This is a genomic window from Burkholderia sp. 9779_493, from assembly GCF_015712215.1.
In the GTDB taxonomy this organism is placed as follows: Bacteria; Pseudomonadota; Gammaproteobacteria; order Burkholderiales; family Burkholderiaceae; genus Burkholderia; species Burkholderia cenocepacia.
The window spans coordinates 84,593-97,905 of sequence record NZ_JACCQA010000026.1 but is presented as its reverse complement, the minus strand read 5'-3'; the positions used below and the strand labels follow the sequence as shown (position 1 = coordinate 97,905).

Genomic DNA, 13,313 nt, shown 5'->3' with positions numbered 1-13,313 from the left:
GCATAGGGCGGCCCGCCCGTGTATCGCCCCTCCGGTCCGAACCGCGTACCGGGCGGGCCGCCCTATGCGGATCGGCCGAGCTTCGCACCGCCGGCGGCACGCCACGATCGTCGCCCGCCGCCGCCGCGGCCGCACGGCTATATATGGACGGACGGCTACTGGCGCTGGCAGCGCGGTCGCTATATATGGGTGTCCGGTCGCTGGGTCGCACGGCGCCCCGGGCGCCGCTGGGTGCCCGGCTACTGGCGCCGCCAAGGGCCGGTCTGGGTCTACGTCGACGGTTCGTGGCGGTAAGCAGCGGCTCGATACCGGCCGATGAAGCGCCCGGGCCGGACGGTGCACGAGAACCGCCGCCGTTCGCGCCACGGAATCAGTCGCCACGGCAAGGGTGCCAAATCAACCTATCGTCGGGCTATCCATTCCGACGCCATCCTTCGGACAACGAAGTCACGCGATGGCGATGCGAATGCATCCGCACATGCTTCAACCCGTCGAGCTCGTCCGCCGCGCACCGCCGGTCAACGAACCGATGCACGCAGCGCACTCAACGCCCGCCGCCTTCCTGCTCGCGCGCCCGACGGCGCGCCGCGCAGATCGCGCGATGATGTTCGTCGGCCCACCGGATCATCGCCTGCATCGGCGTCAGGAACGAACGCCCGAGGTCGGTCAACGCATATTCGACACGCGGCGGCACTTCGGCGAACAGCGTGCGGCTGACGAAACCGTCGTGTTCGAGCCGCTTCAGCGTGCGCGACAGCATCTGGTTCGACACATCGCCGATCGTACGGCCGAGTTCGTTGAAGCGCATCGTTCCGCCCGCCAGCGCCTCGAGTACGAGCAGGCTCCACTGGTCGCCGATGCGGTCGAGCACATCGCGGATCGGGCATGGCTGATCGAGTTCGACGGATTCGTCGGCGGACGGAAGCGGCATGACGGCATTCTCTTTCAAGGGCGATGCGCGGTCACCGCGGCGTGACCTGTTCACACCGTGGTGACTTCTTGTGACGGGTTCGCGGCAACTGTACCATTCGATCGGCCCGACAGCCGCCCGGATTCGCCAGTTCAACGAAGCATGACGATGCCCCGCGGCGTCGCAATACCGGCAGCGGCAACGTGGCCTCGTCGGCGCGCCGTTGATGCCGATACGGCGTGCATGTCGCGCCCCGCGTGCACCGACCGCCGATCGTCGCGCGCCGCGCAAAGCCGCCGTCTCGCTCGCGCATCCCTCCACGAACCGTCAGACAAGGAAAACGCTACATGTCATCGTTCCGCTCCCCCGCTCGCGCCGTTGCCGCATTCGTTCTGCTGGCCGCATCATCGGCGGCCGCGCTGGCTGCCGGCCCGGCCACGCGCGACCTGGCCGCGGAGGAAGCCAACCGCCAGTTGGTGCTGACGTTCTACGACCGCTTCTTCAACCGGCACGAAGCAGTCGAAGCCGCCGCCGTCGTCGCGGACGACTACAAACAGCACAACCCGCACGTGCCGGACGGCAAGCAGCCGTTCGTGTCGTACTTCGTCGGCGCGTTCCAGAAGAACCCGGCTTCGCGCGCGCGCATCGTCCGCAGCGCGGCCGACGGCGATCTCGTCTACCTGCACGTGCATGCGACCGAGCGGCCGGGCGATCGCGGCGAAGCGGTGGTCGACAGCTTCCGCGTGAAGGACGGCAAGATCGTCGAACACTGGGACGTGATCCAGCCGGTACCCGAAACGTCCGCGAACCGGAACACGATGTTCTGATTGTCCTGATGCACGAGGCCGGCGCGCGGCACGCCGCGACCGGCACCGCATCGCGCTCACCGGAGCGTCGGCCGGCCGCCGGGCAAGCGCGGATGCCCCGCGGCGGCGAACTCCCCTACAATCGTGCTTCGCCGCCGCGCCGGCCTCCGTCTCGCATGATCGCAATGCCGGCCACCGTGCCGCCGCACGCGACCCACGGCCTGCACGCGCGGCCGTTCGCGAAGACGGTGTCAACGATGAGCCCCGCCCATATTTCCCTGAGCAACGCCGGCGACCTGGTCGCCAGCCTCGGCAGTCCGCAGTTTCCCGCCCGGCTCTGGGCGTGGCTGCGCGAAACCATCGACCCGCAGTCCCATTACAGCGTCGCGACGCGTTACCGTCGCGACGCGCCGTCGCACTCGGTCGACAGCGTCGACGTGCTGTTCTTCGCCGGCGGCGACGATCCGGACGGCACGCGCCACGCGCTCGATCTGTATACACAGGGCGACTGGCGCTCCGACACGCTGCTTCCGCACATCGAGCGCGCGACCGATTCGCAGCTCGTGTTCTCGTGCAACGAGGAAATCGACACGGCGACCGAGTACGGCCGCCAGTTCGCGCTCGGCGAGCTCGGCGAAGACTGCACGCTGCTCGGCAGCGAACGCGACTACGTCTATGCGTTCTCGCTGTTCCGCCGGCGCGGCCAGCCGTCCTATACGCTGGCCGAACTGGCACTGCTGCGTCAGCTCGGCGATTTCGTGCTGCCGCTGCTGATCCAGCATGCGCGGCTCGCCCGCCTGACACCGCGCTCGGACGACGGCGCGCTGCTGCAGCGCTTCGAACAGCGCCTGGCGCGCAGCGGCGCGACGCTGTCGCAGCGCGAACGGCTCGTGTGCCGCGCGGTGCTGCAGGGCCAGCCTGTTCCGCGGATCGCCGACACGCTCGCGCTCAAGCCGAGCAGCGTACGCACCTATCTCGGCCGTGCGCTCGCGAAACTCGGCGTCGCGAACCGGGCCGGGCTCTTCGCGTGGTGCGTCGAGGAAGAAGCAACGCCGGAAGACCGCGGCAACTAGCCGCCACCACTGCGTCGTGACTTCTACCGTCCGTCCTCCTTTGTCGCGCGTTGTCCTCAAAACGATGACAGACAGCCGCCGCTCCCGCTCCTAGTATCTGTCTCCACCGACGACAGGAACGCGTCGGATGCCACGGAGACACGCAATGCCGAATACCGAAGGGACGCCGGCCCGCGCGGCCGCGTGCACGTCGATCGCCGCTGTACCGATACGCGCTCGTCGACGAACCCGGCATGACGCTCCGGTAGCCGTGGTCGGCCTTCATCCCCGCGCAGCCCCGCCTCTGCCGCGCGGCGCCGGGACATAACGCTCCGCATCCCATTCCAACCCGACCGGGTTCATGCGACCGGACGAGCCACACGGCCCGCCCGTCGGACGCGTGCGCCCGTCGACACACCCCCATCCGGAGGAGACACATGCAACACGCCGATACCGTCTATCTGAACGGCCTGCTTTACACGGGCGACGCGCAGCGCCGCTTCGCGCAGGCCCTTGCGACGAAGGACGGCAAGATCGTCGCGGTCGGCCGCGACGACGACATCCGCCCGCTGGCCGGCCCCGCGACGCGCACGGTCGACCTCGCCGGCCGGCTGATGCTGCCCGGCTTCATCGACGGTCACGTTCATCCGCTCGAAGGCCATCAGATCCTCGGCGACTTCGACCTGTCCGGCATCAACGATCCGGACACGATCGTGCAACGCATCCGCGCATGCGCCGATGCGACGCCGAACGAGCCGTGGGTCTATCTCGGCGGCGCGAACCTCGCCGCGTTCGGCGCGTATCCGACCCGCGAACGGCTCGACCGGGTCGTGCCCGACCGGCCGCTGCTCGTGGTCGGCTTCGACGTGCACAGCGGCTGCCTCAACACGAAAGGGCTCGAAGCGGCCGGCATCCGCACCGATACGCCCGATCCGTCCGGCGGCGTGATCGAGCGCGATGCGTCGGGCGCGCCGACCGGCGTCGTGCATGAAGCGGCGTTCTACCGCGTCTGCCCGATCATTCCGCAACTGAGCCCGGCCGGCTACCCGAAGTCGCTCGCGAAAGCCCATGCGATGGCGCACGGCTACGGCATCACCGGCTGGTTCGACGCACGCGTCGAGGAGGCGGAACTCAAGGCTTACGCCGACGCGCAGCGCGCCGGCACGCTGAAGGCCTACATGAGCGCGGGCCTCTATGCGAACCCGCGCCGCGATCCGCGCGAGCAGGTCGAACGCTTCGTCGCGTGGCGCCGTGAGTACGAGCGCGACAACCTGCGCCTGCATACGGTGAAGATCTTCGTCGACGGCGTGCCCGAATCGAAAACCGCCGCGCTGCTCGAGCCGTACGCCGGCACCGACGACTGCGGCCTCGCGCTGTGGAGCCAGGACGCACTGAACGAAATCTGCCTGCTCGCCGATACGGCCGGCTTCGACCTGCACTTCCACACACTCGCCGACCGCGCGGTGCGCATGACGCTCGACGCGCTCGAAACCGTCCAGCGCCGCAACGGGATGCGCGACCGGCGCGCGCAGCTCGCGCACCTGCAACTCGTCGATCCGGCCGACATGAGCCGCTTCAACCGGCTCGGCGCGATCGCGAGCGTGCAGACGCTGTGGACCGCCGCCCGCGAGGAGCAGCAACAGCTCTACCGCGACCTGCTCGGCGCCGAGCGCACCGCACGCAACTATCCGTTCCGCAGCCTGCGCAACGCGGGGGCGATGCTCGCGGCCGGTTCGGACTGGTCGGTCAGCACGATGGACCCGATGCAGATCATCCAGACGGGCGTCACGCACCTGCTGATCGACCAGCCGGACAGCCCGCCGTGGAATCCGCACGAACGGCTCGACCTGCTCACGATGCTCGAGGCCTATACGGTCAACACCGCGTATGCGCTGCGCTTCGACGACTGCACGGGCTCGCTCGAAGCGGGCAAGGACGCGAGCTTCGCGATCCTCGACCGCAATCCGTTCGCGCACCCGGTCGAGACGTTCGCGCAGGCCCGCGTGATCGAAACGTGCTTCCGCGGCGAAGTCGTGTACGCCGCGCCGGGCTGGGCCGGCTGACGCGCGAACCGGCCGCCGTCACGCGACGCCGAGCGCCAGCACCTGCTCGGTCGTCAGCACGTCGCCGAACGTGTCCGACAGCGCGGCCAGCGTCGCGCGATGGAGCTCGCGGTGCGGCACCGTGCCGCCGTCCGCGACGTCGAGGTCGCGCGTCGCACAGGCATCGTCGACGACGATCACCGCATAGCCCAGCGGCACCGCATCGCGTGCCGCGCCGGCCACGCACGCATGCGTCATCAGGCCGGTGACGATCAGCGTGTCGATGCCGGCCGCCTTGAGCCGCGCATCGAGATCCGTCGTCGGGAAAACGCTCACCGACGTTTTCTTCACGACGGCGTGATGCGGCGCCGGCTGCAGGTCCGCATGAAAACGGAAGCCGTCGCTGCCATCGGCGAAGATCGGGCTGTCGGCCGTATCGACGTGCTGGACGTGGAACACCGGAATGCCCGCGCGATCGGCGAACGCGATCACGCGCTGCGTATTGCCCAGCGCGCGCGGCCCGTCCGGAATCGGCAGGCGGCCGCTGAAGTATTCGTTCTGGAAATCGATCACCAGCAGCGCGGTGCGGGCGGCGGCGATCGACGTCGGCGCGCTCGCGCCGGCCAGGGTACGGATGGTCGGATGTTGCATGACATGCTCTCTCGGTGGGTACGTTGACGAAACGGCGCGCCGGCCCGGCCGGCGCCGCCGCCCGCGGCCCGGAACCTCTCCGGCCGCGACGCGCCAGTGTCGGGCCGCGCGGCGCGATGCGACAGCGGCGCGCGGGACAACCTCCGACAGGATCGGGCCAACGTACGTGTGAGCAACTTACGACAGCGCGGCCGTTCGCGCGCCCGGCCGCGTGCGGCCGTACGCGACCATCATCGCGAAGCTGAGCAGGAAACCCGCGCCGCCGGTCAGCAGCAGTCCGATTTCGCCGAATACGGGCAGCAGGTTCGTCAGCGCGCCCGTCACGACCCACGCGACCGCCATCACCGAGCCCGCGACGCCGAGCGCCCAGCCCTGCCGATCGTCGCTGACGGCATCGGAAAACGCCGTATACATCGTCGTGTACGCAACCATGTCGAAGCAGCCGACGACCATCGCAAGCGCCCACAGCACCGGTTCGTGCGGAAACAGCGCGGACAGGATTTGGCCAAGGCCGGCCACGAGCAGGCCCGTCTTCGCGATATCGATCACACGCCACACGCGCAACATCAACCGCACGACACACAGCAGCCCGAACACGAAACAGATGCCGATCACGCCGCTGAACAGCCCGAGTCGCGCGCTCGTATAGCCGAATTTCGCCTGCAACAGCAGCATGATGGTCTGCAGGTAGAGTCCGTAGCCGACCTGCATCAGGAAGAACACCACCGACAGGAACGCGACGTTGCGCTGTCGCGCGGCCTCCCAGATGATCCGCAGCGGCAGCAATGGATCGATGCGCGTATCGCCGCGCAGCGCGGCGGAATCGCGATACGACGCCCAGGTCCAGCCCGCGCAGATCAGCGACAGCGCGGCGACCAGCACGAACGGCGTGCCGTAGTCGAACAGCGGCGAGATCGTCCGGTCGGACGTGACGCCGCCGAGCACCGGGCCGACGATCACGCCCGCGCTGAACGCGAGCGACATGATGCTCATGTTGTACGCCTTCGTGTCGGGTGTGCTGAGATCGGTGATGGCCGCCTGCGCGATGCCCTGGCAGCCGGCCATCAGGCCCGTGAGCCCACGGCCGGCCAGCAGCAGCGCGATGCTGGCCCGCCACGCGCCGGCCGCCATCAGCGCGTAGCCGGCCGCGAGGCCGAGCACGCACAGCAGCAGGATCCGGCGGCGGCCGTAGCGATCGGACAGCTCGCCCATCAGCGACGAGCCGAAGAACATGCACAGCGGGTAGATCCCGTAGCCGAGGCCGAGATAGAAATTGCGCGCATGCGCGCCGGCGTCGGCCGGCAGGATGCCCGCGTGCGGATCGCTGAAGATCGCGGACATCATCGGATAGACGAGCCCGAACCCCATCGCGTCGAGCGCGATGGCGAGCAGGCAGGGGCCGAGCAGGGTGTAGTCGAGCCGGGACATGGCGACCTTCCGGACAGAGTGGACGATCGCCCAAGCGTAATGACGCGGCGGCCGCCGCGGTAGATGGCCGGCCGCGATGCTCATCATCGGCTCGCCCGATACCCCGCCTGTGGCCCGCGCCGATGGATCGTGGCCCTATCTGGCGTCGCTGATGGCGCTGCCCGACCCGGCGGACGCCGAGATCGAGTCGATCGCGCTGTTCGAGGACGAGATGTCCTTCGCCGCGTCGGTCGATTCGCCGTATGCGCAACGCGATGCGATCGATCTCCACGCATGCGGCGACGAACCGTTCGTGTCGCTCGGCGAAGGCTTCGCGACGCGCCACGGCTTCACGGAGGCGTTCCGCGCGGCCGGTGTCACGCCGAACGTCGTGATGCGCGTGGGCGACATCTTCTCGCTGACCAATCCCGTGTCGGGCGGTGTCGGCTGCTCGCTGCTGCCGGGCCGCGTGCGCGATCTGGTCGCGCACCGGATCACGCTCGCGACCGCTCGCCGGACCGACGATCCGCCAGACGATCGGCCTGGGCTTCCTGCATCGTCGCGAGCGCGACCCGAACCTGCTCGCGCTCGCGACCGTGTGCCGGCTGACGGTCAACGGGCCGAACGCGCGGTAACGCGTCGAGCGCATTGCCCGCTTTCAGCTCGCGCACGCGTTGCGTCGGGGCGCCGCATCGCACGACGCTGCGTGCGCGCCTACTCGTCCGTTTGGATGGCACGAAACACGCGCTTTGTTGCGATCATGGCCGTCATGCATCGCACGGCACGCACCAGTGCGTCCGCCACGGAGACGACATGCACGACCCCGCCCTCGGCCCCATCGACCAGATCGGCTACGTAGTCGCCGACCTCGACCGCAGCATCGCGCGCTGGCGCGCCCGCCACGAGGTCGGCCCGTGGACCGTGTTCCGCAACGTGCGGCTCGACGGCTGCCATCTCGGCGAACCGGTGACGGTCACGATGGACGTCGGGCTCGCGTATCGCGGCGATCTACAGATCGAACTGATACACGTGACGAACGACACGCCGTCGCCGTATCGCGACGCGCACGGGCAGCCGCTCGTCGGCCTGCATCACGTCGCGTGGGTCGTCGACGATCTCGATGCGGCGGTCGCACGGCTCGCCGCCCGCGGCCTGCGCGTCGTGTTCGATGCGCACAACGCGGCCACACGCGTCGCGTATCTCGACGACGCCGACGATCCCGGCGTGCGCATCGAAGTGATCGAAGGCGCCGGCATGCGCGACCTGATCGCGCACGGCATCGCCGAAGCCCGCGCGTGGCGCGGTGGCGATCCGGTCCGCAGCGTGGACGCGGCGGCCGCGTCCACGCGAGCCGCGCACGCCCCCTTTCACTCACAGGAGCAAGCACGATGAAACGACTCGAAGGCAAGGTGGCGCTGATCACGGGCGGCGCCCGCGGCCAGGGCGAAGCGGAAGCGCGCCGGTTCGTCGCCGAAGGCGCACGCGTGGTGATCGCCGACGTGCTGGACGACGCCGGCCGGCGCGTCGCGGCCGAACTCGGCGATGCCGTACGCTTCCAGCATCTCGACGTGACGAACGAAGCCGACTGGCACGCCGCCGTTCAGGCCACGCTCGCGCAGTTCGGCCGGCTGGACATTCTCGTGAACAACGCGGCGATCCTGAAGCTCGTGCCGATCGAAGCGTGCTCGCTCGATGACTACCGCAAGGTGATCGACGTGAACCAGGTCGGCTGCTGGCTCGGCATGAAGTCGGCACTGGCCGCGCTGAAGGATGCGGGCGGCGGGTCGATCGTCAACGTGTCGTCGACGGCCGGGATGGAAGGCGTCGCGGGCGGCAGCGCCTACGTGTCGAGCAAGTTCGCGGTGCGCGGGATGACGAAGGCCGCCGCGCTCGAATTCGGCCGCTACGGCATTCGCGTGAACTCGGTGCATCCGGGCGGCATCGATACGGTGATGGCGCGCCCGCCCGAGTTCGCGGATTTCGATCCGCCGTCGATCTACAGCGGCCTGCCGATCGCGCGCATCGGCAAGCCCGACGAAGTGGCCAGCCTCGTGCTGTTCCTCGCGTCCGACGAATCCACGTATTGCACGGGCTCGGAATTCATCGTCGACGGCGGGCTGCTCGCGGGCAGCACGTTCCACTGACACAACGCGGCGCTTCGCCACAAACGGAAACCCAAACGACAACGCCGCCGGCGGCTGAGCCCGCACGGCGGCGTTGTCGTTTCCGGATCAGGTGCAATCCGTCGACCAGCAATCAGTATCCCTTCGGCTGGATCGCCGGTGCGCCGACCTCGCGCGCCCTCCCCTTGCCGCCGCGCACGAAACGGCGCCCGTGCGGGCCGTACACGCCGTCCGATTCCGGATACAGCGTCAGCAGCGCGAAGTACAGCATCCCGCCCACTGCAAGCGACAGCGGCACGCTCAGGTCGAGCCCGCCCGCGAGGTTGCCGAGCGGCCCGACGAACTGGCCCGGCAGGTTCACGAACGCGAGCCCGACGAACGCGGCCGGCAGCCACGCGCCCATCGCGCGCACGTTCCAGCCGTGCGTGAACCAGTAGTGGCCACCGCGCAGCCCGCGATTGAACACCTGCAGATCGTCGGCGAGATAGTAACCGCGGCGGGTCACGTAGCCGATCACCATGATCGCCATCCACGGGCAGCTGAACGTGTCGATCAGCGTCGAGAACGTCGCGACGCTTTCGACGAGGTTGAACCAGAAACGCCCGACGAAGATGAACGCGATCGCGATCGTGCCGATCAGCAGCGTCGCGCGCACACGGTTCAGGACCCGCGGGAACATGCTCGATACGTCGAGGCCCGTGCCGTACAGCGCGGTCGTGCCGGTCGACATCCCGCCGATGATCGCGATCAGGCACATCGGCAGCAGGAACCAGCGCGGCGAAATCGCGAGCAATCCGCCGACGTAGTCGTTCGACGCGATGAACGCGGGCGCCTTCGACGCGATGATCGTCGCGGTCGCGAGGCCGAAGAAGAACGGCACGAAGGTCGCGATCTGCGCGGCGAACACCGCCCCCATCACGCGACGCTTCGGCGTGTGCTGCGGAATGTAGCGCGCCCAGTCGCCCAGCGTCGACGCGAACGACACCGGGTTGCTCAGCGCGACCAGCACCGCACCGACGAACGCGGCCCAGAAGCCCGCGCTGCCCTGTTGCAGCGTACCCGCGTAGCGCATGTCGAACAGGCCGGCGAACGCGAACAGGCCCGCGACGAACAGCACGCTCGCGGCCCACACGGCGATCTTGTTGACCCACAGCATGAAGCGGAAGCCGTAGATGCAGACGATCAGCACGAGCACCGCGAACACCAGGTACGCGGCGCCGAGCGTGAAGCCGTTGACCGGCACGCCGGCCAGGTTGTGCGCACCGCCGACGAGCGCGTCGCCCGAGCTCCACACCGCGAGCGAGAAGAACGCGATCGACGTGAGCAGCGCGAGGAACGAGCCGACGATCCGGCCGTGGATGCCGAAATGCGCGCCGGACGACACCGGGTCGCTGGTGCCGTTGCGCGGGCCGAACAGGCTCATCGGTGCGAGGATGCAGGTGCCGGCGAGCACGCCGAGCACGATCGCGCAGACGCCCGCCTTGAACGACAGCCCGACCAGCACGGGAAAGCTGCCGAGCACCGATGTGGAAAACGTATTGCAACCGCCGAACAGCAACCGGAACAGATCGATCGGCCGCGCATAGCGCGATGCATCGGGAATGCGCTCGAAACCGAACGACTCGACCTGCGTAATCCTGCCTTCACTCATTTTGTCTCCAGCTCCTCGTGCGTCGGTACGGCCCGGGGCTGCGGCCATACGACACATCGTCATCGATTCGCGGCCACTCTAAACCGGATCGGGCCGCGCAAATATCACGCATTCGAGACGTTTACGACGAAGGAGAACAATGTTTTCCCGGCGGCCAAGCGGCCGGCGCCCGCGCCGTCCATCCGGCGCGGGCGATGCGACGTCAGTGCGCCGCCTCGGCGGCCGGCGCGCGGCATGCGATCAGGCCCCGTTGCACGGCCGGCCGCGCGGCGATCTCGGCGAGCCAGCGCTCGACGTGCGGGAAGCCGGTCACGTCGAGATCGAGCTCGGCCGCCGTGCGCAGCCACGGGAACGCGGCGATATCGGCGATCGAATACCGCGACGACGCGAGATACGCCGATTCCGACAGGCGGCCGTTCACGACCCCGTAGAGCCGCAGCGCCTCCTTCCGGTAGCGGTCGATCGCTTCCGCATTGACCGTCTTCGATGCATGCAGGAACCACCACAGCTGGCCGAGCATCGGCCCGATCCCGCCGATCTGGAAATGCAGCCATTGCTGGACCGCCGTGCGCTCGGCCAGCGTGTCAGGCTGCAGGCAGCCGGTCTTGGCGGCGAGATAGCCGAGGATCGCGCCGGATTCGAATACGGCGAGCCCCGTGTCGTGGTCGACGATGGCCGGGATCTTGCCGTTCGGATTGATCGCGAGATACGCCGGGCTGCGCTGCTCGCCGGCGGACAGGTCCACCAGCACGCGATCGTGCGCGAGCCCGGCCTCTTCCAGGTAGATCGCGATCTTGTGCCCGTTCGGCGTGTCGGCCGTATAGAACGTGAGGGAGTGCGTCGAGGTCATGTCGGTCCTTGTCATCGGGTTATCGTTGCAACTACAATCGTTGCAATTGCAATCCTATGCCGGAATCGATGACGCCGGCGCCATGCCAGTACTCGAAGGAGGGACATGCAGACTGCGCGATCCGGTCCGCCCGTGCGGACGCCCGATACCCGTCGCGCCGCGGCGGCCTGCCTCGAACGGCTGACCACGCGGCGGCTCGTGCCGCCAGGCGCGGCGGTCTCGCCGCTCGGCGCGATGCGGGCAGCCGCCGAGTGTCTCGAACGCGATGCGGCGACGTCGAAGCGCGTGTGGATCGTCCGCGCCGATGCGCGCGAGCCGGTTTCCGGCACGCACGCGCATCGCCACATCAGTGCGTGGCCGCTGCGGTTTCTCGATCCGGGCAAGCGCTTCGAGCGGCCGCTGTTGTACCTGCTGCATGCGCGCGCGATCGACCGGCTGCGGCTCGCGTCGATCGAAACCGTCGATCGCGGGATCTTCGTGAACGACGCGGAAACGGCCGCATCGTCATGGCCGAAGGGCGTGACGCCCGACGTCCCGCACTGGCTCGCCGCGAACGCCGCGTGCACGCCGTACGATCCGGCGTCGGGACACGAAGCGATCGCGATCCTGCGCCACGCGCTGCGCACGCTGTACGTCGCCGGCCAGCCTGGCTTCGTCTATCTCGCGAGCCATGACGACTGCGAGCCCGATGCGAAGCCGCTGTCGGCGTCGGCCGCCCGCGACGCGTTCAACGGCATGGTGCGGGCCGGCCGGCGTGCCGCCGCCGGCGCGGCAGCGCATATCCGGCTGTGCGGCGCGGGCAGCACGCTCGCGCAGGTCAGGGAAGCGGCCGACCTGCTGCACGACGAATGGCGAATCGACTCGACGATCTGGAGCTGCCCGAGCTATACGCAGCTCGCGCGCGACGGTCGCGCGGCCGAACGCTGGAGCCTGCTGCATCCGCATGACGCCCCGCGCGTTCCGCACGTGCGGGCCTGCCTCGGCGAAGGCCGCACGCCGGTGCTCGCGGTGACCGGCTATGCACGGCACATTGCCGCGCAGATCGGTGCGTTCGTGCCGGCCCGCTTCACGGCACTCGGCGCGGATTCGGCCGGACCCGGCGCACGCGCGCCGACCGCGCGCTGGATCGTCGCGGTCGCGCTGCGCCTGCTGGCCGACGATGGCCGCGTGCCGGCCGACTGGGCCGCGCAGGCGATGCGCGGCCATGCGCGCGGCTGATGCGCGCCGGACGCCGTTACTTCGCGTCGGCCGCCGCGTCGCGCGCGGCGGCGGTCGCGCGATCGAGCGCGGCGGCCATCGTCGCCTGCTCCTTGCCCGTGAACTGGTCGAGAAACAGCTCCGCGACCGTCGACTGGTACACCTTCCACATCTTCTTGCGCAGCGTCCGCCCCTTGTCGGTGATGCTCGCAAACGCCGCGCGGCCATCGTCGGCCGACCGCGCGCGCGTGACGAGCCCGTCCTGTTCCAGCCGATCGACGAGCCGCGTGAGGTTGTAGCGCTCGATCGCGAGCACGTCGGCGAGTTCGTGCATGCGGCGCGTGCCGTCGGGCCCGCTTTCGAGCCCCCACAGCGCGTCGTACCACGCGTACGCGGGCAGGCCGGCCGCCGCAAGGCGGCGCTCGATCTCGCGAATCATCGTCCGGTGCGCGCGGACGAACGAGAACCACAGATCGGGTTCGGGTGCGCTCATGTCAGGTCGTTCCTTTCGTTGAATTGCAGTTGCAATTAAATTTTACCTCGATAACAATGCCCGTCATACGATTGCAATTGCAACTACTTGCCCGCCAACCGGCGGGCGTTTCGTCGCGCGACGCGGCGCCA

Annotated in this window: 13 protein-coding genes and 1 pseudogene; 8 read left to right on the top strand and 6 right to left on the bottom strand. The window is 68.9% G+C overall.

Going from position 1 to position 13,313, the window contains the following annotated elements; genetic code table 11:
* The first annotated feature begins 18 nt into the window (after positions 1 to 18).
* Entirely contained in the window at positions 19 to 294 is a 276-nt protein-coding gene (locus H0X95_RS24855; protein ID WP_077208832.1) for a YXWGXW repeat-containing protein, read from the top strand.
* Between the two features lie 250 nt (positions 295 to 544).
* Here H0X95_RS24855 and H0X95_RS24850 read toward each other — a convergent pair whose 3' ends face one another.
* Complete coding sequence (locus tag H0X95_RS24850) at positions 545 to 931, bottom strand: winged helix-turn-helix transcriptional regulator (protein WP_006486039.1); 387 nt, start codon at positions 929 to 931, stop codon at positions 545 to 547.
* A gap of 326 nt (positions 932 to 1,257) precedes the next feature.
* Between H0X95_RS24850 and H0X95_RS24845 the strand changes: the two genes are divergently transcribed.
* The 3 genes from H0X95_RS24845 to H0X95_RS24835 all read left to right on the top strand — a co-directional run bounded on the left by H0X95_RS24845 (position 1,258) and on the right by H0X95_RS24835 (position 4,831).
* Positions 1,258 to 1,737 (top strand): nuclear transport factor 2 family protein, encoded by a 480-nt coding sequence (locus H0X95_RS24845; protein WP_059720747.1) that lies wholly within the window; start codon positions 1,258 to 1,260, stop codon positions 1,735 to 1,737.
* A 155-nt stretch (positions 1,738 to 1,892) separates the two neighbouring features.
* Entirely contained in the window at positions 1,893 to 2,789 is an 897-nt protein-coding gene (locus H0X95_RS24840) for a helix-turn-helix transcriptional regulator (RefSeq protein ID WP_230878283.1), read from the top strand.
* Positions 2,790 to 3,205: 416 nt separating this feature from the next.
* The gene (locus H0X95_RS24835) at positions 3,206 to 4,831 is read left to right on the top strand and encodes an amidohydrolase (RefSeq protein ID WP_196446254.1); all 1,626 of its coding nucleotides are present in this window, start codon (positions 3,206 to 3,208) and stop codon (positions 4,829 to 4,831) included.
* Positions 4,832 to 4,849: 18 nt separating this feature from the next.
* Here the strand turns inward: H0X95_RS24835 and H0X95_RS24830 are convergent, their stop codons facing one another.
* Together H0X95_RS24830 and H0X95_RS24825 are read right to left on the bottom strand one after the other, a co-directional pair.
* The gene (locus H0X95_RS24830) at positions 4,850 to 5,461 is read right to left on the bottom strand and encodes a cysteine hydrolase family protein (RefSeq protein WP_006492743.1); all 612 of its coding nucleotides are present in this window, start codon (positions 5,459 to 5,461) and stop codon (positions 4,850 to 4,852) included.
* Between the two features lie 177 nt (positions 5,462 to 5,638).
* Complete coding sequence (locus H0X95_RS24825) at positions 5,639 to 6,889, bottom strand: MFS transporter (protein WP_196446253.1); 1,251 nt, start codon at positions 6,887 to 6,889, stop codon at positions 5,639 to 5,641.
* 142 nt (positions 6,890 to 7,031) lie between these two features.
* Here H0X95_RS24825 and H0X95_RS24820 point away from each other — a divergent pair.
* The 3 genes and pseudogenes from H0X95_RS24820 to H0X95_RS24810 form a co-directional block, all read left to right on the top strand.
* A pseudogene (locus H0X95_RS24820) lies at positions 7,032 to 7,503 on the top strand (LysR substrate-binding domain-containing protein); the annotation flags it as partial.
* Positions 7,504 to 7,681: 178 nt separating this feature from the next.
* Positions 7,682 to 8,260 carry a VOC family protein gene (locus H0X95_RS24815; RefSeq protein ID WP_060211224.1) on the top strand — a complete coding sequence of 193 codons (579 nt, stop codon included), beginning with the start codon at positions 7,682 to 7,684 and terminating at the stop codon, positions 8,258 to 8,260.
* Entirely contained in the window at positions 8,257 to 9,012 is a 756-nt protein-coding gene (locus tag H0X95_RS24810) for a glucose 1-dehydrogenase (RefSeq protein ID WP_196446252.1), read from the top strand. The genes H0X95_RS24815 and H0X95_RS24810 overlap by 4 nt, the downstream gene beginning before the upstream one ends.
* 112 nt (positions 9,013 to 9,124) lie before the next feature.
* On the opposite strand, the gene H0X95_RS24805 is transcribed toward H0X95_RS24810, so the two are convergent.
* Complete coding sequence (locus H0X95_RS24805; protein ID WP_196446251.1) at positions 9,125 to 10,642, bottom strand: purine-cytosine permease family protein; 1,518 nt, start codon at positions 10,640 to 10,642, stop codon at positions 9,125 to 9,127.
* Between the two features lie 202 nt (positions 10,643 to 10,844).
* A complete protein-coding gene (locus H0X95_RS24800) occupies positions 10,845 to 11,492 on the bottom strand; it encodes a glutathione S-transferase family protein (protein WP_034202167.1) in 648 nt (215 codons plus the stop codon).
* A gap of 105 nt (positions 11,493 to 11,597) precedes the next feature.
* On the opposite strand from H0X95_RS24800, the gene H0X95_RS24795 reads away from it, so the two are divergent.
* Positions 11,598 to 12,710: a transketolase-like TK C-terminal-containing protein gene (locus H0X95_RS24795; protein WP_109342579.1), complete on the top strand. Its 1,113-nt coding sequence runs from the start codon at positions 11,598 to 11,600 to the stop codon at positions 12,708 to 12,710.
* Between the two features lie 16 nt (positions 12,711 to 12,726).
* On the opposite strand, the gene H0X95_RS24790 is transcribed toward H0X95_RS24795, so the two are convergent.
* Positions 12,727 to 13,182, bottom strand: coding sequence for a MarR family winged helix-turn-helix transcriptional regulator (locus tag H0X95_RS24790; RefSeq protein WP_006485425.1), 456 nt, complete (start codon positions 13,180 to 13,182; stop codon positions 12,727 to 12,729).
* Positions 13,183 to 13,313: the final 131 nt, after the last annotated feature.

What these genes read in the sequence shown, in the direction of transcription:
- H0X95_RS24850 (WP_006486039.1), bottom strand. Translation starts at nt 931, where the DNA reads ATGCCGCTTCCGTCCGCCGACGAATCCGTCGAACTCGATCAGCCATGC.
- H0X95_RS24845 (WP_059720747.1), top strand. Translation starts at nt 1,258, where the DNA reads ATGTCATCGTTCCGCTCCCCCGCTCGCGCCGTTGCCGCATTCGTTCTG.
- H0X95_RS24840 (WP_230878283.1), top strand. Translation starts at nt 1,893, where the DNA reads ATGATCGCAATGCCGGCCACCGTGCCGCCGCACGCGACCCACGGCCTG.
- H0X95_RS24835 (WP_196446254.1), top strand. Translation starts at nt 3,206, where the DNA reads ATGCAACACGCCGATACCGTCTATCTGAACGGCCTGCTTTACACGGGC.
- H0X95_RS24830 (WP_006492743.1), bottom strand. Translation starts at nt 5,461, where the DNA reads ATGCAACATCCGACCATCCGTACCCTGGCCGGCGCGAGCGCGCCGACG.
- H0X95_RS24825 (WP_196446253.1), bottom strand. Translation starts at nt 6,889, where the DNA reads ATGTCCCGGCTCGACTACACCCTGCTCGGCCCCTGCCTGCTCGCCATC.
- H0X95_RS24815 (WP_060211224.1), top strand. Translation starts at nt 7,682, where the DNA reads ATGCACGACCCCGCCCTCGGCCCCATCGACCAGATCGGCTACGTAGTC.
- H0X95_RS24810 (WP_196446252.1), top strand. Translation starts at nt 8,257, where the DNA reads ATGAAACGACTCGAAGGCAAGGTGGCGCTGATCACGGGCGGCGCCCGC.
- H0X95_RS24805 (WP_196446251.1), bottom strand. Translation starts at nt 10,642, where the DNA reads ATGAGTGAAGGCAGGATTACGCAGGTCGAGTCGTTCGGTTTCGAGCGC.
- H0X95_RS24800 (WP_034202167.1), bottom strand. Translation starts at nt 11,492, where the DNA reads ATGACCTCGACGCACTCCCTCACGTTCTATACGGCCGACACGCCGAAC.
- H0X95_RS24795 (WP_109342579.1), top strand. Translation starts at nt 11,598, where the DNA reads ATGCAGACTGCGCGATCCGGTCCGCCCGTGCGGACGCCCGATACCCGT.
- H0X95_RS24790 (WP_006485425.1), bottom strand. Translation starts at nt 13,182, where the DNA reads ATGAGCGCACCCGAACCCGATCTGTGGTTCTCGTTCGTCCGCGCGCAC.